The following is a 19,934-nucleotide window of genomic DNA, read 5'->3' as shown; positions in this document are numbered from 1 at the left end:
CGCGCAGCCATGTATTCATGGCAAGTACTTGAGCGGGTAAGTTGATATGATCAATCCCTATGAATAAAGCATTTGTCAAAGAGTCGGACAACGACGACGAAGACGACGGTCTGGGCCCCGAGGCTGTCGCCTTGCCGGCCGGCACCAAAAATTACATCACTACTGAAGGTTATCGGCGCCTGCGTGCCGAGCTGGCGCACTTGATGAACGAAGAGCGTCCTGAGGTCGTGCAAGTAGTCTCCTGGGCCGCGTCCAACGGCGACCGCTCCGAAAACGGCGATTACCTGTACGGAAAGAAGCGCCTCCGAGAAATCGACCGGCGCATGCGTTTTTTAACCAAACGCCTGGAAGTGGCCGAAGTGGTCAACCCGGCTACACAACCCAACAAGGACCAAGTGTTTTTTGGTGCCACCGTCGAGTATTGCGACAAGGCCGGCGAAACCTTCCGGGTCACTATCGTGGGCGTCGATGAAGCCGAGCCGCTGCAGGGCAGGATCAGCTGGATATCGCCTGTGGCGCGGGCGCTGCTGAAAGCCCACGAGGGCGACACCGTAACCTTGCGGACCCCGGGTGGGGTCGATGAGCTGGATATTCTTGAAATCAGTTACCCCACTGACTAGAGGGCTCACCGAGCCATTCCATCGCACCCCATGCGCTTACGTGACGCTCGAGTTATTCAGGGTGTCCTAAACGGGTAAAATGCCTTATTCCCCATTCTTTCTTGCGTAGCATCGTGACTCCTATCCAGTATTTCCTCGGCTCCCCGGTCTTGTCATCTTTTCGCCGCGAGCGTCTGCTGCAGCGCTTTGCCGATCTGGGCCTGCCTGTGGCCGGCATCAGTGGCCGGTTCGAGCATTACGTCTGGACCGAAACGCCTCTTGACGAGCAGGCGCAGGCCAAGCTGGTTCAGTTGCTCGATTATGGCGTGGTCGCCACTGCCGAAGAAGACAGCAAGAACGCTCTGGTGCTGCGTGTCGTGCCGCGCCTGGGCACCGTGTCGCCATGGGCCAGCAAAGCAACTGACATTGCTCATAACTGCGGCCTGACCGCGGTGCGGCGTATCGAACGCGGCATACGCTACACCATTACGCCGTCGCGCGGACTGCTGGGCAGCAAAAAACTCGACGCCAACGAACTGGCCAGCATCGCCGATTGCCTGCACGATCGTATGACTGAAACCGTGGTCGATGGCGCATTCGACGGCACTGCCTTGTTCACTTCGCTCCCAGGCAAGCCTATACAGACTATTGATGTGCTGGGCAGCGGCCAGCATGCGCTGGGTCAGGCCAACAGCAGTCTGGGCCTGGCTTTGTCCGATGATGAAATCGAATATCTGGAAGCGGCTTTCAAGCAACTGGGCCGCAATCCCACCGATGTTGAGCTGATGATGTTCGCGCAGGCTAATAGCGAGCACTGCCGTCACAAAATCTTCAATGCGCAATGGGTTATCGATGGTCAGGAGCAGCCCAACACGCTCTTTGGCATGATACGCGCGACCCACGCTGCGCAGCCCGAGGGTACCGTGGTGGCTTATTCCGATAACGCCGCCATCATGGCTGGCGGGCAAGCTACCTTGTTCCATGCGGGGCAGGCAGACGCCAACCCCGTCTACAAGCACCATCCGGCTACCGTGCACACCCTGATGAAGGTGGAAACGCATAACCATCCCACGGCGATTGCACCATTCCCGGGCGCCTCGACGGGTGCGGGGGGCGAGATTCGCGACGAAGGCGCTACCGGACGCGGCTCCAAACCCAAGGCCGGCCTGACGGGCTTCACGGTGTCCAACTTGCAGTTCAAAAATGCCATCGAGCCCTGGGAAACCGATGTGCACGGCTTGCCCGACCGCATCGCCAGTCCGCTCGACATCATGCTGGAAGGCCCCATAGGCGGGGCCGCCTTCAATAATGAATTCGGCCGACCTAATCTGCTGGGCTATTTCCGTACATTCGAACAGACATCGGGCGATACACGCTGGGGCTATCACAAGCCCATCATGATCGCCGGTGGCCTGGGCGCCATTGACGCGCGTCTTACCCATAAAGATCCGATCCCTCCCGGTGCGTTGCTGATACAGCTGGGCGGACCGGGCATGCGCATAGGGATGGGTGGCGGTGCGGCCTCCAGCATGAGCGTGGGCACTAACAGCGCCGAACTGGACTTTGATTCCGTACAGCGCGGCAATCCTGAAATCGAGCGGCGGGCCCAGGAGGTCATCGACCGATGCTGGCAGCAGGGCGAACATAACCCCATTATTGCCATCCACGACGTGGGTGCGGGCGGCTTGTCCAACGCTTTCCCTGAACTTGTCAACGATGCGGGGCGGGGCGCTTTGTTCGAACTCGAGCAAGTCCACCTCGAAGAGTCCGGCTTGTCGGCCGCCGAGATCTGGAGCAATGAGTCGCAGGAACGCTATGTTCTGGCCATTTCACCCGGCGATTTGCCGCGTTTCGACTTGATTGCCAAGCGCGAACGCTGTCCTTATGCTGTGGTCGGCGTGGCCACCGAAGAACGCCAATTGCGCGTGACTTTCGGTGAAGGGCTGCCCGCTTATGATGCTGCCGCAGCGTCATCGCCATTCGGTGCTGCGGCACCTACCAGCGAGCCGCGGCCTGTCGATGTGCCCATCGACGTCATCCTGGGCAAGCCCCCGCGCATGACGCGCGATGTCGAGCGCATAAGCGCGACACATACCGAACTCGATCTGACCGGCATTGCGCTGGACGACGCCATCGACCGCGTATTGCGGCATCCTACGGTGGCCAGCAAGAATTTCCTGATCACCATAGGCGACCGCTCGGTAGGCGGGCTGACCAGCCGGGATCAAATGGTTGGCCCCTGGCAGATTCCCGTGGCCGATTGCGCCGTTACCCTGGCAGACTACGAAAGCGTGCGTGGTGAAGCCATGGCCATGGGCGAGCGTACCCCCATTGCCGTCATCGATGCGCCAGCTTCGGGCCGTATGGCCGTCGCCGAGGCTCTGACCAATCTGGTCGCTGCCGATGTGAAGTCCCTTAAAGACATCAAGCTGTCGGCCAACTGGATGGCGGCTTGCGGCGTGCCGGGCCAGGATGCCGCACTGTACGATACCGTGTCGGCCACCAGTGAATGGTGCCAGCAACTGGGCTTGTCCATCCCTGTGGGCAAAGACTCGCTGTCCATGCGCACGGCCTGGGATCTTCAGGACGAACCTCGCCAGGTCATTGCGCCGGTGTCCTTGATTGTGACCGCCTTTGCGCCCGTGACCGATGTGCGCGCCACCCTGACACCGCAGTTGCGCACCGATGTCGGTGATACCGTACTGATACTGCTGGACCTGGGTATGGGTCGGCAGCGGCTGGGTGGCTCGGTACTGGCCCATGCCTATAATCAGACGGGGCAGCATGTGCCCGACATGGACGACGCTGCGGCCCTGGGCGCCTTCTTCAAGACCGTACGTCAGCTGGCCGATCAAGGTTCCATCCTGGCGTACCACGACCGTTCCGATGGCGGCTTGCTGGCCACCGTATGCGAAATGGCTTTTGCCGGTCACGTTGGCGTATCGATCAACCTCGATATGCTCACCATTGATCCCGTGGCGGCAGATTGGGGCGACTATAAAATCCGCCCTGAGCAAGTGTCGGTGCAGCGCGATGAACTCACCCTGAAGGCCTTGTTCGCTGAAGAAATCGGCGCTGTGATCCAGGTGCCTGCGGCGCAGCGCGACAGCATCATGCAGCAGTTGCGCACGGCTGGCCTATCGGCACATGCCCATGTCATTGGCAGTCTGAATACACTGGACGAAATCCAGTTTTATCGCGATGGTCACTGCATTTATCAGAAACCACGTGCCGATCTGGGCCAGCAGTGGGCCGAAGTGACCCGCCGCATCATGGCCCTGCGCGACAATCCCGCTTGCGCACAAGCCGAGTTCGATCTGTGGCAGGACAAAAACGATCAGGGCCTGGCGGCGCAGGTCGATTTTGATCCACAGGAAGATATTGCAGCGCCTTTCATTGCGACGGGCAAGCGGCCCAAAGTGGCCATTCTGCGCGAGCAAGGCTGCAACAGCCAGGTCGAAATGGCCTGGGCTTTCGATAAGGCCGGCTTCGAGGCCCTGGACGTGCACATGACGGATTTGCTTGCAGGGCGTGCCAGGCTCGACGACGTGCAAGGCATGGTGGCCGTAGGCGGGTTCAGCTATGGCGACGTGCTGGGTGCCGGTGAAGGCTGGGCTCGCACCATACGCTTCAACGAGCAATTATCGGATCAGTTTGCCGCTTACTTTGCCCGCCCAGACATTTTTGCCCTGGGTGTGTGCAATGGTTGCCAAATGATGGCGGCGTTGGCCGGCATGATTCCCGGTGCTGAACACTGGCCGCGCTTTACCCGCAACCAGTCCGAAAAGTACGAAGCCCGCCTGTCGCTGGTAAGCATTCCTGATTCGCCCTCGATATTCCTGCAGGGTATGGCGGGTACACGTGTGCCGGTCGCTGTCGCACACGGTGAAGGCTATGCCGATTTCTCTACCCAAGGCAATCAGAGTCTGGTGAATTCCGCCTTGCACTATACCGGCCCCAATGGGCAGTATGCCGAACAGTATCCGCACAACCCTAATGGCAGCCCCAATGGCCTGGCCGGAGTCACCACTGCCGATGGCCGCTTCACCATCATGATGCCGCATCCCGAACGGGTTACGCGCAACGTCATGATGTCGTGGTCGCCCGAACGTTGGGGCAATAACGATAGTGGCGGGCGTGACGCGCCGCACGGCGGCTTCAGCCCCTGGCTGCGTATATTCCGCAATGCAAGGGTGTGGTTAGGCTAAAAAGGCCGGGAAGCGCTGAATGATGGCCGTGTCGTCCGCGTTGATGGCCTTGAATTCAGCGCTTCACTAAGTACAGACCCTAGGTTTAGGCGTATAATCTTGCTTTGCACGGAGCCTAGTTTATGCGTCTCATCAAAAAAGCGCTTACCTTCGACGATGTATTGTTGGTACCGGCGTATTCTGACATCCTGCCCCGCGACACCTCTCTGTCCACCCGTTTCACGCGCGACATCACCCTGAATATCCCGCTGGTTTCAGCAGCCATGGATACCGTGACCGAAGCGCGCCTGGCCATTGCCATGGCTCAGGAAGGCGGTATAGGCATCATTCATAAAAACCTGACTGCTGACGAGCAGGCCCGTGAAGCGGCTCGCGTCAAACGGCATGAGTTCGGCATTGTGATCGATCCGGTCACCGTCACGCCCACCATGAAGGTGCGCGATGCCATCGATCTGCAGCGTCAGCATGGTTTTTCCGGTTTGCCCGTCATTGAGGGCGGCAAGCTGGTCGGTATTGTCACCAATCGCGACTTGCGCTTCGAAGATCGTCTGGATGTCCCGCTGCGCGACATCATGACGCCCCAAGAGCGTCTTATCACCATGGACGAAGGCGCTACGCTGGATGAAGCTCAGGCGCTGATGCACAAGCATCGTCTCGAGCGCGTGCTGATCGTCAACAAAAATTTCCAGTTGCGCGGTCTGGCCACCGTCAAAGACATTGTCAAGAATACCGAACATCCCAATGCCTCGAAAGACAGCCAGGGGCAACTACGTGTTGGCGCCGCAGTCGGTGTGGGCGAAGGCACCGAAGAGCGCGTTGAAAAACTGGCTGCCGCCGGCGTTGATGTCATTGTTGTCGACACCGCTCATGGGCACACTGCCGGTGTGATCGAACGCGTACGCTGGGTCAAGAAAAACTACCCCAAAATCCAGGTCATCGGGGGCAATATTGCTACGGCCGCCGCTGCCAAGGCTTTGGTAGAAGCAGGTGCCGATTGCGTCAAGGTCGGCATAGGCCCTGGCTCAATTTGCACCACCCGCATCGTGGCGGGCGTAGGCGTACCGCAAATTACAGCTATCTCTGATGTGGCCAAGGCCCTCGAGGGCACGGGTGTACCGCTTATCGCCGACGGCGGCATCCGCTATTCAGGCGACGTCTCCAAAGCATTGGCAGCAGGCGCATCCGCATGCATGATGGGTGGCATGTTTGCCGGCACCGAAGAAGCACCCGGCGAAGTCGTGCTGTTCCAGGGACGCTCATACAAGTCTTATCGTGGCATGGGCAGCCTGGGTGCCATGGCCGACGGCTCGGCCGATCGCTACTTCCAGGATCCCGCCAACAATGTCGACAAGCTTGTTCCCGAAGGCATCGAAGGCCGAGTCCCTTACAAGGGCAGCGTCATCGCCATTATTTATCAGCTGGTCGGTGGTATACGCGCATCCATGGGTTACTGTGGGTGTGCCACCATCGAAGATATGCGCACCAAGGCCGAGTTCGTTGAAATCACCTCGGCGGGCGTACGTGAATCGCACGTGCACGACGTGCAAATCACCAAAGAAGCCCCGAACTATCGGGCTGATTAAAACGGTGTTCAGGGCAGCTCTGACTCAGGGCTGCCCAAGCGCAGCAGCGCTTCGCAAACCAAATCAGGATCGGACACCATGGCTGCATGGCAACTGGCCAGTGTGGTCCAGTGCCAGTCAGCCTGGCTCTTTGCCCAATCGCTGCTTGCTGCAACGGCCTGAAAAACAGGCTGATTGCAATGCAGATAGGTACAGGGCAAGCCATTGCCCTGCGGCTGCCGTAGCTGCAAAGCCGTTTTGTAAGCCGCCAAGGGGTGGGGCGTCAGGCGCGATGCTACAAACTCAATGTCTTCAGGAGACGTCAGGCCCAGGCTCTTGGGTTTGGGTGCCGGCAATGCAGGTGTTGCAGTACCTGCCTGCGAGGCCGCGGCTTCCAGTTTTTCCACAACCGGGGCGGGCAGGGTATCGAAAGTGCTGATACCGCTATCCAGGATGAAGGCGTCAAAATAAATCAGCCGTGCCAATCTTTCGGGGATTGCGTCGGCTACGCCGCTAATGACCAGCCCCGCGAAGCTGTGGCCAACCAGCACGACATTGCGCAGGTCTTCCCAGACCAATACATTGACGATGTCATCGACAAAGGTTTGCAGGGTAGTGCTGTCGCTCAGCAAGTGGCTGCGTTCACCCAGGCCCGTGAGGGTGGGGGTGTAGACGGTATGCCCGGCGTCGCGCAGAGGACCAGCCACACGGGACCAGCACCAGCCTCCGTGCCAGGCACCATGAACCAGTACGAAGGTAAGTTTGCTGTTCGGCGAGATTGTCACTGCTTTCTTCCTTTGAGTCATGTGGATATTTTCGAGGTTGATGTATCTGATTCCTGTGTGGAGCGGACATTATGATCGGGCATTAGCAGCCAGATGCTGCTTAGCACCAGACCTACCGTGGCCAGGACCAGGGCAAAATTCAGATCGGCATTGAACCATGCATGGCTCAGGCTGAAGAACATGGGGCCGATAAGCTGGCCGGCGGCGAAGGCTGCGGTAATCGAGGCTATCAGTTTCTTTGCGTGGCGGCCGCCGACGGCCTGGGCTTCTTGCATGCCTAACATGGTAATGACCATGAATGTGCCGCCGACGCAGATGGCTGCGAGGATGATGGCGCCCATGCCTGACCAGATGACCGGTAGCAGTACGCCGGCCGCCATGATGATCTGGCATGCCGCCCAGAGTTTGCGACGCTCCCAGGCCGCAAACAAACGGCTGGCCAGCAGCGTGGACACGGCTGCAGCAACCCCGAACAATGGCCAGGCCAGCCCGAAAACGGCGGGATCGGCTATCAGCATACGAGCCTGAGCGGGCAAGAAAGTGGCTGGCAAGATATAGCCGAAGCCGAATAGCCCATAGCACAACACCAGTTTCCAGTAGGCCGCGCCAGATATACCTTCGTGATGATTGTCAGATGTAGGCGCTGGCGTTGTCGTTGGCGCCAGCCATAACGGCCGGGCTGCGATCATGCCCAGGAGGCTCAGTACCGCCAGCACCAGCCAGGCATGTGCTGAACGGACCGAAGCCAGGTCCAGCGCCATGCACAAAAGGCCGGCCAGGATGACGCCGCTGCCCACCCCGGCGAACACCTGGCCGGCACGTTGCGATTCACCTAACACGGCCAATCGGGACAAGCATAAAGATGCCGCACCGACCAGTACACAAGCGCTTGCCACTCCTGCCATAAACCGCCAGACCAGCCAGCTTGGCCACGTATCGGTCAGGCCCATCAAGGCCGTAGTGACCACCACTAGCAGCAAGCCGCCCCGCAACAGGGTTGCAGGTGCATAAGTGAGCATGCCCGCCGCTAAAGCCCCGACCAAATAACCCAGGTAATTGGCGCTGGCCAGCCACCCGCCTTGCGTCAGCGCCAGCCCTGCATCGTTTTGCATCATGGGCAACAAAGGCGTGAAGGCGAAACGGCCTATGCCCATGGCTATAGCCAGGGCAACAAGACCGGAAAATGATAATGAAGCGGCAGACTGCTTGTACTGCATCGGGCTCCCCTTTGGCCTGAGACTGTAGCCATATTACTGCTGTTACACCAGCGAAAACGGCGCCAATACGTTACATTAACGTCTTGATTTCTTTTTCTTCCACAAGCCATGCATCAGCGTATCTTAATTCTCGACTACGGTTCACAAGTTACTCAACTTATTGCAAGGCGCGTGCGTGAAGCCGGCGTATATTGCGAAATACATCCGGGCGATGTCGACGATGCGTTTATCCAGAGTCAGCAGGGTTTGAAAGGCATCATCCTGTCGGGTAGCCACGCTTCCGCTTATGCAGAAGAATCGCTCAAAGTCCCGGCCCAGGTGTTCCAGGCCGGCGTACCGGTCCTGGGCATTTGCTATGGCATGCAGTCCATGGCTGCGCAACTGGGCGGCAAAGCAGAGTGGTCCGACCACCGTGAGTTCGGTTATGCCGAAGTACGTGCTCACGGCCACACCCGCCTGCTCGATGGCTTGCAAGACTTCATCACCGCCGAAGGCCATGGCATGCTGAAAGTCTGGATGAGCCATGGCGACAAAGTGACTGCCTTGCCTCCCGGGTTCAAACTGATGGCATCCACGCCTTCGTGCCCGATTGCCGGCATGGCTGACGAAGACCGAGGCTTTTACGCACTGCAATTCCATCCTGAGGTCACGCATACCACCCAGGGCGAAGCCATATTGGCTCGTTTCGTTACCGAAATCTGCGGATGCGATCGCGACTGGAATATGCCCGACTACATTGAAGAGGCGGTTGCAGATATACGTGCACAAGTCGGCAACGACGAAGTCATACTGGGCCTGTCGGGTGGTGTTGATTCCTCTGTAGCGGCGGCACTCATTCATAAAGCCATTGGTGACCAGCTCACCTGCGTATTTGTCGATCATGGCTTGCTACGCCTGAACGAAGCCGAGCAAGTCATGTCGACTTTTGCCGATCATTTCGGCATCAAGGTCATACATGTGGATGCGACCGATGCTTTCATGGGCAAGCTGGCTGGTGTGTCCGACCCTGAAGCCAAGCGCAAAATCATAGGCAGGGAATTCGTCGAGGTTTTCCAGACCGAATCCGGCAAATTGCGCAGTGCCCGGTGGCTGGCCCAAGGCACTATCTACCCTGATGTCATCGAATCAGCAGCATCTAAAACCGGTAAGGCCGTGGCCATCAAGTCGCATCACAATGTTGGTGGCTTGCCCGACGACATGAACTTGAAGCTCCTCGAGCCACTCCGGGAGTTATTCAAAGACGAAGTCCGCAAGCTTGGTGTTGCACTGGGGTTGCCGCCAGCCATGGTGTACAGGCACCCATTTCCGGGCCCAGGCCTGGGCGTGCGTATTCTGGGCGAAGTAAAGAAAGAATATGCCGATCTCTTGCGTCGTGCCGACGCCATCTTTATTGAAGAACTACACAAAACCATAGACCATACCAGTGGCAAAAGCTGGTATGACCTGACCTCGCAGGCCTTTGCCGTCTTCCTGCCCGTCAAATCGGTGGGAGTCATGGGCGACGGACGCACCTATGACTATGTTGTGGCACTGCGTGCGGTGCAAACGTCCGACTTCATGACCGCTGATTGGGCCGAATTGCCTTATGCCTTGCTCAAGAAAGTGTCCTCACGCATTATCAACGAAGTGCGCGGTATCAATCGGGTTACGTACGACGTGTCGAGCAAGCCGCCTGCGACGATAGAGTGGGAATGAGTTGCAGCAGTGGGGCGCTCTGATGCCTTGTCTTTACCCCCGAATGGGATATTGGAACCACCAGCGAGTAAGCCGATGAACACCAGCGAAAAGATCTATTCCGGCAAGACCAAGGATCTGTACACCCTGCCGAATGACAACCTTCTCCTCGTCTTCAAGGATGACGTCACCGGCGAGGATGGCGTCATCGACCCGGGTGCGAATACCGTAATCGGTCAGGTCGAAGGTAAGGGCCGAAAGTCTCTCGCCATGACCGACCATTTTTTCAAGTGTCTCCACGCCGCCGGCATCCCTACCCACTTGGTGCGTCTTGACCTCGAGCAGGCCAGCATGGAAGTCCGTCGCGCTGAGCCCCTGGGCAAGGATATCAGCGGCAAGGGTGGCCTCGAGTTCATCTGCCGCACCCGCCCCTGGGGCAGTTTCCAGCGCCGTTACCAGAACTACATTGGCGACACCACGAGTACGCTCGACTACCTCGTCGAGATCACCATCAAGGACGACGAGCGTGGTGATCCTCTCATCAACGACGACACGATTGTTGCCCTCGGCCTCCTTACCCGGCAGCACCTCGAGCAGGCCAAAGACCTCACTCGCCGGGTGTGTCGCATCGTTGAGTCAGACTTGAGTGGCAAGGGGCTCAGTCTGATCGACATGAAGATCGAAATCGGCTTCGTTGACGAAGAGGTCGTGGTCATCGATGAGGTCTCGGCGGATGCGATGCGAGTCATGAACGGCGAGGGCAGGGTGCTGGATCACGGGACGCTGTACGAAAAGCTGGTCCACTACTGATCGTTGATCGGAAGCGGAGCTGTCCAACACTACGGCTTTGAGTCTCTCATGGGTTTGAGCGCCACCGCCCATTTGTGAAGTTCGGCCAGCATGGTTTCAGCAGAATCGTCGATGAGTGCGTTCGAGGTGAAAACCTTGGCTTCGTCCAGCAGCGTTGCAACCATCGGTATGGCAACACCCTCGACCATGGGCATCATCTTCAAGGTAGTGACCAGCTGTTTTTCGACCTGGACCGCACGCATGCCGCCAGAAATGCCGCCGTAGCTGACGAAACCGCAAGGCTTGTAGTTCCATTCGCTATAGACGTAATTCAGTGCATTCACGAATGACGGAGGAGGGCAGTAGTTATATTCCGGCGTGACGAACACATACGCATCGGCGTCGGAAACACTGGCGCTCCATTGTTTCGTATGCTCATGTTGGTATTTTTGCAACCGGGGGTGCTGAGGCTCATTGTAGACAGGCAGATTGAAATCGGCCAGGTCGACCAAAGTCGTGTCGAACCCTTCGTGTTTGGCTGCAAATTCGGTAAACCACTTGGCCACTGAAGGCCCGACCCGGCCCGGACGAGTACTGCAAATGACAACTTGAAGCTTAAGGGACATATATATTTTCCAAGGGTTTGAGTGTGAAAACCGGTTTGGTCATTTCCATTGTGTTGGAGGCCTGCTTATCTTAGCAACTATTTTGAGGGTCAAGCCACCGAAACACTCTCGGTGGCGGCCGTCGCAGGTGTTGGTACAAAAAACCTATCCTTCAATTCCTGCAAGCCAATTCGCTCCAGCATTTCTGTCAATCGTTGTGCAGGTTTTCTTCGGGGCAGGTCCTTGAACTGGGCAATGATCAGTTCGTTCTTCATTGAGTGCTCCCACCCGACCAGTTCCGTTACAGTGACCTGATATCCATGTGCTTCCAGTTGCAAGCAACGCAGCACATTCGTAAGTTGGCTGCCGAACTCCCGGGTATGCAGCGGATGCCGCCAGATTTCTGCAAGGGGGTCAGTCAGCGCCTTGCCCTTATTCTTGCGCAGTACCGAGGCGACTTCCGCCTGACAGCAAGGGACCACCACAATATGCCTGGCTTGTTTCTTCAGAGCAAAGCGGATGGCGTCGTCGGTAGCGGTATTGCATGCGTGCAGGGCGGTGACGACATCGACGGTAGCGGGCAGTTTGTCAGAGGTGATTGAATCCGCCACGGACAAATTCAGGAATGACATGCCGCTAAATCCCAACCGTGCAGCCAGTGCCTCGGAAGTGTTGACCAGCGCTTCCCGTGTCTCGATTCCGTAGATGTGTGAGGCGTCCTTCAAGTCTTTGAAGAACAGGTCGTACAGGATGAATCCCAGGTACGACTTGCCCGCGCCATGGTCTACAAGGGTGACGGTGCCGCGTTCTTCCTTGACGTCTTTCAGTAACGGTTCGATGAACTGGAACAAGTGGTAGACCTGCTTCAACTTGCGGCGGCTGTCCTGGTTCATTTTGCCGTCGCGGGTCAGGATGTGCAGGGCCTTTAGCAGTTCGATCGACTGGCCGTCGCGAATTTCATGGGTATTGGACATAGGAATGGCAGCTTGCCCCACGTGTGGCGGAGCGCATAGGGCGGAGAAAGCGTCAGTTTAACGAAAACGGATTCAATCGTGTGACAGGAACGTTGCGCTTTGATGCTGGTCCGGGCTTATCATTGGCTGACGTTGCAACGTCGAGCGCGATTAATTTGATGATAAAACCCGATCAGCAAGCTCATTGAAATCGCGCACGACGAAATCCCAGTCTTCGCTGGGCTCGAGATCGGTGGTCTGGTGTACGCCATGCTCGGATTTCCGAGCCACGAAGGCAGTGGCCAGGCCGCATTGACGCGCCGCATGCAGGTCGTTGTTGTGCGCCGCCACCATGCATACCTCTTGGGGCTCAAAGCCGAGAATTTCGACCATGCGAGTGTATGCGGGAGGCGAGGGCTTGTAGGCTTGCGTTACTTCGGCGCCCAAGATGGCATCCCAGGGTATACCTGCACGCTTGGCCATGTTCACCATCAATGCAATATTGCCGTTCGAGGCGGGTGCAATGATGTGATTACGCTTCAGTTGTGTGAGCCCTGTCACGACATCGGGCCAGGGGTCCAGCCGGTGCCAGGCTGAATTGAGTTGTGCCAGGGCATCGTCATCCAGTTTGTCTGGGTTCACATCATATTTTCGCAATACGATTTCAAGGTTCTCGCGATGCAGAATATCCAGGCGGGTGAAGGGTCGCTTGCCGCTGCGGCATGCCTCCATTGCTGGTTGATACAAATTGCGCCAAGCGTCTGCGAAATCGTAAGGATCAATTCCTGCAAGCTGATGCCGGGAAAAGAATTCCGACGCTTCCCGGGCCACTCCAGTGCGCCAATCTACGACAGTACCAAATACATCGAAACAAAACGCTTTCATCTTCTTGCTCCGCAAGTGGGCTGGATAATAAATGGATCATACCCGCTGCGCCGCAGTGGTGGGTTTCGCCTCTCGTGCCGATTGAAGATTGGGCTGATTGCCAATCATTGTGGCAAAATCAAATTGCAGTCGTCTCGTCAGGCGACCGACATCAAGGAGGTTTCATGCTTATCCGTACTGTATCGATATTTGCAACGACGTTGGCCCTGTCCGCATGCTCGTCCGTTGATCTGGGCGAACCGGCACAAGACACAAAACCGGGTGCTTGCAACGCTGACCAAGCCTCACATGTCGTTGGAAAGCATATTTCGCCGGAGCAGGAGCAAGAGGCTTTACGTAGCAGTGGTGCCTCCACGCTTCGGGTCATCAAGCCGGGGCAGGCCATTACTCGCGACTATCGTGTAGACCGCTTGAATTTGCAACTGAACGATTACGATACGGTCGTAAGAGCTTATTGCGGTTAATTTCTATCGAGTGCGGGGCGGTAAATATGCCCACCCAGAATATTGCAAGTCGTCAACAATGGTAAAGACTTTGTTTGCCGTCCGAAAAACGTCATCAGCCGGCCGTATACTCCAAGCTCTTAGGCCACACTCTACGGAGAAATACGATGGGATTTTTTAATAAGATTTTAGAGAAACTCGGTATTGGCAGTGCCGAGGCTGCTGAAGCACCTGAAGCAACTGCACCTGCCCAGGCTGATGCCGCTGGCACTGCGGCAGCGCCCACGGCAGCTCCTGCGTCGATAGCTGTAACCGATGTGGTGGCACAGCTAGAGCAAAAGGCCGCTTCCAACCCACAAAAACTGAACTGGCGCACTTCGATCGTCGATTTGCTCAAGTTGCTGGACTTGGACAGCAGTCTGACTGCACGCAAGGAGTTGGCTACCGAATTGGGTTGCCCGGCAGATTTGATGGGCGATTCTGCCCAGATGAATATGTGGCTGCATAAGGCGGTTTTGGCCCGTATTGCACAGAATGGCGGGAATATCCCCCAAGATCTGCTGAACTGAGCAGAACCCGCAGCATCATGATGTAAAAAACCCAGCCACCAGGCTGGGTTTTTTGATTGAAGACTAAGCTTTTTTAACCCGCTGTGACACCTGCTTTTTTCAGCACTTCGGTCCAGCGATCAACTTCGGCGTTCAGGTGTTGGCCTAGCGCTTCTGGTTTCAAGCGATCGTCTTTGGGAATCATCACACCCATACCTTCGAAGCGCTTGATGAGAGCAGGTTCCGACAGCGCGGTTCTTATGCTTTTGTTCAGACGGTCGATGGCCTCGGGGGGCGTACCCTTGGGAGCATAGATGCCGTGCCAGACCGCCAGCTCAAAGTTGTCCACACCCTGTTCTTTAAAGGTCGGGACGTCGGGCATGATGCTCAGGCGTTCCGCCGTTGCCAAAGCGTAAGGCTTGAGCGCACCCGATTTGATGTACGGCCCGGTGGAAACCGGCTGGTCGCATATCAGATCGACGTTTCCGGCAATAAGATCTTGCAAGGCAGGGCCTGTGCCACGATACGGCACCAGGGTGACATCCATTTTGGTAGTTTGCGTAAATAATAGTGCGCACAGATAAGATGTTGCGCCTACACCGGCATTCGAAAAGTTGGTCTTGCCTGGATTCTTCTTGGCGTAGTCAATCAGCTCTGCTACGGTTGATGGCTTGAAGTCTTTGTTGCGCACCAGGATCATAGGCACATCGCCGGCCAATGCCACAGGCTCCAGGTCTTGGCGTGGATCAAAGCTCAAATCCTTGTAGAGTGCCATCGAGGTGGCAAGACCCATGTTGTGAAACAAAATGGTGTGGCCGTCATTCGGCGACCGTACCACTTTGCTGGAGCCTATGGTGCCGCCGGCGCCGCCCGCATTTTCCACTACGACTTGCTTGCCAAGGTCGCGGCTCATGGCTTCGGCCAACAGGCGGGCAAGCACATCAGTAGAGCCGCCGGCAGAGTAGGGAACCACCATAACAACGGGCTTGTCGGGAAAGGCCATGGCGATACTGGAAGCCAGTGCAAATACGGCACCGGCAGTGATTTTGATTAATTTGTTCATTTTGTCTCCTGCACTTCCTGTTTGTGTGGGTTTAGTCGGGTTGAACGTAGCGGTACATCTCGGTGTGGTCAGCCTGTGGCCCAAGGGCATCCGATGCTTCCTGGGTCAAGGCAGCGACGTGCTTGCCCAGCGCCAGGTCTATCTTCAGTGCTTCGGCCAGCGTTGCGGCGATGCCCACATCCTTGGCTTGTAAGGCCAGCGAAAACCCAGAGTTGAAAGCCCCGTTCAGCATGTACTGCTTGGCTTTATTTTCGGTGGTGTTGTTGCGTCCGGTAGATGCCTGGATGACGTCGACAATGACCGTAGGGTCCAGACCAAAGGCTTTTCCAACATGGATGGCTTCTGCTGTGGCAATGAGAGCAGCGGCCGAAACATAGTTGTTCAGTGCTTTCAAGGCATGGCCGGCGGCGACAGGCCCGACCTGTGTGATGTTTTTACCCATAGCCTGCAATACAGGCAGACAGGTATTTACATCAGCTTCTTGGCCGCCCACCATGATGGCCAGGCTGCCGTCGATGGCTTTCTTGACTCCGCCAGACACCGGGGCGTCGATCAGCTTCGCGCCGGTGGCTTCAACCCTGGCAGCCAACTCGCGCGTACGCACGGGGTCGCCAGAACTCATTTCAATAACTGTCGTGCCTGCGCGAAGATGTGGCATTAAGGGGCTGAGGACGGCCTCCACAATGGCGGAGTTGGGCAGTATGGTAATAATGAATTCATTATCGGCAATCTGCTCGGGTGTCGTAGCTGGGACGGCACCATCATGCTGGCTCAGGAATTGATCAAGAGCATCAGATTTGGCATCTTGAACGACAAGACTGTGTCCGGCCTGGTGCAATAGATGAGCCATGGGGGCTCCCATCATGCCCAGTCCGATAAAGGCGATTTTGCTCATGGTGGGCTGCCTTTTCAGATATTCATTTCTTTGAATACTTCACTGGCTACGCGGAATGAGTCGATGGCGGCAGGTACGCCGCAGTAGATGCCGGCCTGCAGGAATACTTCCTTGATTTCTTCTTTGGTCAGACCATTATTGATGGCACCGCGAACGTGCAACTTCAGTTCATGCGGGCGATTCAGGGCGGTGATCATGGCCAGGTTCAGAAAGGAGCGCGTTTTGCGATCAAGGCCCGGACGGTTCCAGACATCGCCCCAGCAGTATTGGGTAACCAACTCCTGCATATCGATATTGAAGTCGGTGGCGTTCTTGATGGAGGCATCGACGTACTCGGTGCCAAGAACAGCTCGACGGGTTTCCAGGCCTTTGGCGAAGAGTTCGGGGTTTTTGGGGGCGTATTCGCGTGTCATGGTCGGGCTCCTGTGAGAATAGGGTTAAGAAGTTTGTGCTTCGTATTATAAAATATTAATGTCAGACAATCATATTGAGTATTAACCCTAAAGAAAAATGAACATATCGTTTTCCGGCATTGCTTCGTATCGTTTATTGTCAGACAATGATCAGCACTACATACAAGAATCGGAGAAATTCATGGCGGCTGTCATGCCTGTATCGCGAAACCAGACATTGCTTAAAGAGCGCGCCGCAGACTCAATGCGCGAGGCCATTCTGAGCGGTGTGTTCGCGCCTGGCCAGAAACTCGTCGAGCGGGAACTATGCGAGCAGCTGGACGTAAGCCGGTCCTGTGTGCGCGAAGCTTTGCAGCATTTGCAAAGCGAAGGTCTGATCAAAATCATTCCGCATAAAGGGCCTGAAGTAGCTGTTATCTCGAAAGATGAGGTGGTGCAGCTTTATGCGGTCAGGAAGAAACTGGAAGGACTGGTTGGCGCCAGCTTTTGTACGAATGCCAGTCCACAAGAGAAGCAAGAGCTAAAAAGCAAGGTCAAAGATCTGGCTCAGTATCTTGATGAGCCCAGCCATCCCGATTTGCTGCGCATGAAGAATGAGTTCTATGCCATTTTGCTGAAGGGGGCGGGCAACGAGTTTGCCAGTGCCATGCTGCGCCAACTGAATAATCGTGTGAGCATATTGCGTCGTATTTCGATGGCGCAGGCCGGCCGCCTTGGCCAAACCATAGACGAACTTGAGGCGATCGTGCAAGCCATCGACGCGGGCAATCCCGATGCGGTCGAGAAACTGTGTGAGCAGCATGTCGAGAATTCCGCGCGCAATCTTTTGCTGACCTTATAGCCAGCAGATTGCCGTTGCGGATTCCGGTTTCATGCCTGAGCTCAGGGGGCTGTGGCTATTTGCAGTGCGCGCTCCAGCGATACGCGACTCATTTCTCCGTGTCCGTATTCAGGAAAGATCTGATAGCTGGCATCAATGCCAGCCTGGCGTAGACCTTCAGCAATCTCTCTGCCTGCATCCCGCACGTAGGCCGACAGCTCGTTTTTTTGACTGGAGCGCGACGGTTTGCGTTTTGTTTTGGCAGATGCGCGTGGCTTGGTACCGATCAGAATGGCGACACGCTTGCCGACCGCACGTTCTGTGTCAAAGCTGCGCCATTCGTCCATTAGTGCGCCGTTGTACCACCAGGCGGACGGGTCCCCTACGATGTATCGGGCAAATGCATTGGGTTGCGTGAAAAGCGTGTGTAATGCGAAAAGGCCGCCATAGGAATGGCCCCACAGATATTCGCGTCTAGAATCGATATTGGCGCGCGCACGTACAAGTGGCTTGATATGAGTGGCGATGAATTGCAGGAAGATGTCGGCGCCGCCTCCGACGCGCCCGCGTACGGTGGGCGCTTGAACTTGCTTGCCGTTTTCAAAGATGGGTGGTGTGTAGTCATATGAACGGGCATTGACATCAAGGCGTCCGGGCGTATCGTAGCCTATGGCGACGAGTACTGGTGGATTCTCACCGGACAGTATGGTCAGATCTTGCTCGGTCAGCATGGCCATGGCCGAATTGCCATCCAGCATGTAAAGCACCGGATAACCGGCATTGGGTTCGCGCTTATGCGGAATCGCTATGTCGATGCGGTAGTTTCTTTGTCCATCTTCCGACACCATATGGTGCTGTTCGAATTGGTACAGGGCAGAAGGGTGATCGGCCACCGTTTCCAGCCTGACGTGTGGGCCGGCTGGGGCGGTTTCCTGAACCTGTGCATGAGCGGTACCTATCAGGCAGCACAGACCTAGCAATAAGAACTTGATGCGCATGATGAAGTTATTGGTCCAGCGTGGCGCCGCCATCGACCCGCAAATCATGCATGGTGATGTGGCTAGCCCGGTCGGACAACAGGAACAGCACGGCATCAGCGATTTCGTCGGGTGTGGCAATTTTCTGTAGCGGTATGCCCAGGCGATAGTGCTCTGCCGAGCCATTGATGACGGTCTGGGCGGAGCTGCCGGTTTTCCACATCGCCTGTTGCATCGGCGTATCAGTAGAACCGGGCGAAACTATATTGACGCGTATGCCCGACTGTGCAAGTTCCAGTCCCAGGCAGCGGCTGAGTTGTGTCACAGCGGCCTTAGAGGCGGCATAGGCCCCCATGGCCAGGCGCGGCGTGCTTGCGGCATTAGAGCTGATGTTGACGATGGCGCCTCGGCCGCGAGCCTGCATTTGTTTGGACACAATATTGCATAGATTGAATACCCCATTGGTATTGCATGAAAAGGTACGGGTCCATTGTTCCGGCGTCAATTCACTGATGGTACCCATTTGCAGTATGCCTGCGGCGCACACCAGCTTGTCTGCCGGGCCGAATTCGTTGCTTCCCTTGCTGACCGCTTGGGCGACCGCGTCGAAGTCCGAGACATCCACCTGCGCAGCATACAGTTGTTGCACATGGTGGGTTTGCAACGCCTGCAGCGGGGCAATATCCAGATCCAGAGCGATGACCCTGGCACCCTGGTCCAGCAGCTTTTGTGTGATGGCCCGACCTATACCCCGGCCGGCACCGCTGATCACTACGCATTGCCCGGAGAACTCATTCATATTGTTGATGTTCATAATGGATTTTTTGTAAGCTCAGGCGGAAAGCCAGCGCAGCAATTGGCTGCTGCTGGTTGCCACACCGCAAAGCTGCGATACATACTGAATGGCCATGATGTGTTCGCGGGCGGAAAAGTCGGCGGTGGCATCGCTGACGAAAAATGGCTGGATGTCGTTCATGAAGGCATCCAGAGCAGTCGTCATGCAACCTATATGAGAGTAAATACCGCAAATAATCAGCTGGTCGCGGCCCTGATTCTGCATCATCTTTTTCAGGTCGGAGCGGTAAAAGGCGCTATAACGCCATTTGGTCAGTACGACATCTTGCGGCGCAGGAGCCAGCTCGTCGATGATGGCTTGCTGTGCTGCATTGCTGGGGTCGCTCAGCCCCGGCCCCCAGAAATCACTTAATAAGGCTCTGTCCTGGGGTGGTTGTACCGAAGGCTGAGCCGTATAGATCACGGGTATTCCCAATGCATGGCATTGCGCGCGCAATGCGCTTATGTGTTTGACCAGTGTGGGAATAGGTTCCGCATTAACGTCATATTTTTGCAGAAAATAACGCTGCATATCATGAATAAGCAGCACCGCCCGGTTTGCCTGTGCCTGCCAGTTGACATGGTTCCTGGGCTCTGTGCTGGGCATGGGGTACGCGGCGATGGCGGGTATGCTCACGGCTTGATTCCTTTCCAATACATGGTT

General features: G+C 56.5%; 19 protein-coding genes. 8 read left to right on the top strand and 11 right to left on the bottom strand.

Features of this window, described 5'->3' with window-relative positions; translation table 11 throughout:
- Positions 1 to 59: 59 nt before the first annotated feature.
- The 3 genes from greB (at position 60) to guaB (ending at position 6,390) form a co-directional block, all read left to right on the top strand.
- Positions 60 to 620 carry a transcription elongation factor GreB gene (gene greB, locus ERD84_RS11310; RefSeq protein ID WP_130039709.1) on the top strand — a complete coding sequence of 187 codons (561 nt, stop codon included), beginning with the start codon at positions 60 to 62 and terminating at the stop codon, positions 618 to 620.
- A gap of 113 nt (positions 621 to 733) precedes the next feature.
- Positions 734 to 4,807 (top strand): phosphoribosylformylglycinamidine synthase, encoded by a 4,074-nt coding sequence (gene purL / locus ERD84_RS11305; RefSeq protein WP_130039708.1) that lies wholly within the window; start codon positions 734 to 736, stop codon positions 4,805 to 4,807.
- A 122-nt stretch (positions 4,808 to 4,929) separates the two neighbouring features.
- Entirely contained in the window at positions 4,930 to 6,390 is a 1,461-nt protein-coding gene (guaB, locus tag ERD84_RS11300; RefSeq protein ID WP_130039707.1) for an IMP dehydrogenase, read from the top strand.
- A gap of 8 nt (positions 6,391 to 6,398) precedes the next feature.
- On the opposite strand, the gene ERD84_RS11295 is transcribed toward guaB, so the two are convergent.
- Both ERD84_RS11295 and ERD84_RS11290 read right to left on the bottom strand, forming a co-directional pair.
- Complete coding sequence (locus ERD84_RS11295; RefSeq protein WP_209019826.1) at positions 6,399 to 7,154, bottom strand: alpha/beta fold hydrolase; 756 nt, start codon at positions 7,152 to 7,154, stop codon at positions 6,399 to 6,401.
- 17 nt (positions 7,155 to 7,171) lie between these two features.
- Positions 7,172 to 8,371, bottom strand: a complete 1,200-nt coding sequence (locus ERD84_RS11290; RefSeq protein WP_130039705.1) for a YbfB/YjiJ family MFS transporter — start codon at positions 8,369 to 8,371, stop codon at positions 7,172 to 7,174.
- Positions 8,372 to 8,479: 108 nt separating this feature from the next.
- Between ERD84_RS11290 and guaA the strand changes: the two genes are divergently transcribed.
- Together guaA and ERD84_RS11280 are read left to right on the top strand one after the other, a co-directional pair.
- A complete protein-coding gene (guaA, locus tag ERD84_RS11285) occupies positions 8,480 to 10,066 on the top strand; it encodes a glutamine-hydrolyzing GMP synthase (RefSeq protein WP_130039704.1) in 1,587 nt (528 codons plus the stop codon).
- Positions 10,067 to 10,141: 75 nt separating this feature from the next.
- Positions 10,142 to 10,855 (top strand): phosphoribosylaminoimidazolesuccinocarboxamide synthase, encoded by a 714-nt coding sequence (locus ERD84_RS11280; protein ID WP_130039703.1) that lies wholly within the window; start codon positions 10,142 to 10,144, stop codon positions 10,853 to 10,855.
- Positions 10,856 to 10,884: 29 nt separating this feature from the next.
- On the opposite strand, the gene ERD84_RS11275 is transcribed toward ERD84_RS11280, so the two are convergent.
- The 3 genes from ERD84_RS11275 to ERD84_RS11265 form a co-directional block, all read right to left on the bottom strand.
- Positions 10,885 to 11,460: an NADPH-dependent FMN reductase gene (locus ERD84_RS11275; RefSeq protein WP_130039702.1), complete on the bottom strand. Its 576-nt coding sequence runs from the start codon at positions 11,458 to 11,460 to the stop codon at positions 10,885 to 10,887.
- An 89-nt stretch (positions 11,461 to 11,549) separates the two neighbouring features.
- Positions 11,550 to 12,413, bottom strand: a complete 864-nt coding sequence (locus ERD84_RS11270; RefSeq protein ID WP_130039701.1) for a class I SAM-dependent methyltransferase — start codon at positions 12,411 to 12,413, stop codon at positions 11,550 to 11,552.
- Between the two features lie 150 nt (positions 12,414 to 12,563).
- Complete coding sequence (locus ERD84_RS11265) at positions 12,564 to 13,277, bottom strand: haloacid dehalogenase type II (RefSeq protein ID WP_130039700.1); 714 nt, start codon at positions 13,275 to 13,277, stop codon at positions 12,564 to 12,566.
- A 164-nt stretch (positions 13,278 to 13,441) separates the two neighbouring features.
- On the opposite strand from ERD84_RS11265, the gene ERD84_RS11260 reads away from it, so the two are divergent.
- Positions 13,442 to 13,741 carry an I78 family peptidase inhibitor gene (locus ERD84_RS11260; protein ID WP_130039699.1) on the top strand — a complete coding sequence of 100 codons (300 nt, stop codon included), beginning with the start codon at positions 13,442 to 13,444 and terminating at the stop codon, positions 13,739 to 13,741.
- Between the two features lie 146 nt (positions 13,742 to 13,887).
- Positions 13,888 to 14,289 (top strand): DUF3597 domain-containing protein, encoded by a 402-nt coding sequence (locus ERD84_RS11255; RefSeq protein ID WP_130039698.1) that lies wholly within the window; start codon positions 13,888 to 13,890, stop codon positions 14,287 to 14,289.
- A 73-nt stretch (positions 14,290 to 14,362) separates the two neighbouring features.
- Here ERD84_RS11255 and ERD84_RS11250 read toward each other — a convergent pair whose 3' ends face one another.
- From ERD84_RS11250 to ERD84_RS11240, 3 genes are read right to left on the bottom strand one after another with little or no spacing between them, the layout of a single operon-like run.
- Complete coding sequence (locus ERD84_RS11250; protein ID WP_130039697.1) at positions 14,363 to 15,331, bottom strand: tripartite tricarboxylate transporter substrate binding protein BugD; 969 nt, start codon at positions 15,329 to 15,331, stop codon at positions 14,363 to 14,365.
- 31 nt (positions 15,332 to 15,362) lie between these two features.
- Positions 15,363 to 16,226: an NAD(P)-dependent oxidoreductase gene (locus ERD84_RS11245; protein ID WP_130039696.1), complete on the bottom strand. Its 864-nt coding sequence runs from the start codon at positions 16,224 to 16,226 to the stop codon at positions 15,363 to 15,365.
- 14 nt (positions 16,227 to 16,240) lie between these two features.
- Positions 16,241 to 16,639 (bottom strand): carboxymuconolactone decarboxylase family protein, encoded by a 399-nt coding sequence (locus ERD84_RS11240; protein ID WP_130039695.1) that lies wholly within the window; start codon positions 16,637 to 16,639, stop codon positions 16,241 to 16,243.
- Positions 16,640 to 16,736: 97 nt separating this feature from the next.
- Here ERD84_RS11240 and ERD84_RS11235 point away from each other — a divergent pair, with 97 nt between their 5' ends.
- A complete protein-coding gene (locus tag ERD84_RS11235; protein WP_245150673.1) occupies positions 16,737 to 17,480 on the top strand; it encodes a GntR family transcriptional regulator in 744 nt (247 codons plus the stop codon).
- Positions 17,481 to 17,521: 41 nt separating this feature from the next.
- On the opposite strand, the gene ERD84_RS11230 is transcribed toward ERD84_RS11235, so the two are convergent.
- Genes ERD84_RS11230 through ERD84_RS11220 form a run of 3 tightly spaced genes read right to left on the bottom strand, consistent with a single transcriptional unit; the run spans position 17,522 to position 19,907 of the window.
- Complete coding sequence (locus tag ERD84_RS11230; protein ID WP_245150672.1) at positions 17,522 to 18,490, bottom strand: alpha/beta hydrolase; 969 nt, start codon at positions 18,488 to 18,490, stop codon at positions 17,522 to 17,524.
- On the bottom strand, positions 18,465 to 19,250 hold the full coding sequence (gene dhbA, locus ERD84_RS11225; RefSeq protein ID WP_130039694.1) for a 2,3-dihydro-2,3-dihydroxybenzoate dehydrogenase: 786 nt from the start codon (positions 19,248 to 19,250) through the stop codon (positions 18,465 to 18,467). Before dhbA ends, ERD84_RS11230 begins: the two co-directional genes overlap by 26 nt.
- 18 nt (positions 19,251 to 19,268) lie before the next feature.
- The gene (locus tag ERD84_RS11220) at positions 19,269 to 19,907 is read right to left on the bottom strand and encodes an isochorismatase family protein (RefSeq protein WP_130039693.1); all 639 of its coding nucleotides are present in this window, start codon (positions 19,905 to 19,907) and stop codon (positions 19,269 to 19,271) included.
- Between the last annotated feature and the right edge of the window lie 27 nt (positions 19,908 to 19,934).

This window comes from Pollutimonas harenae (genome assembly GCF_004153685.1).
GTDB classification, from domain to species: domain Bacteria; phylum Pseudomonadota; class Gammaproteobacteria; order Burkholderiales; family Burkholderiaceae_B; genus Pusillimonas_C; species Pusillimonas_C harenae.
This window is presented reverse-complemented; position numbering and strand designations above follow the sequence as displayed.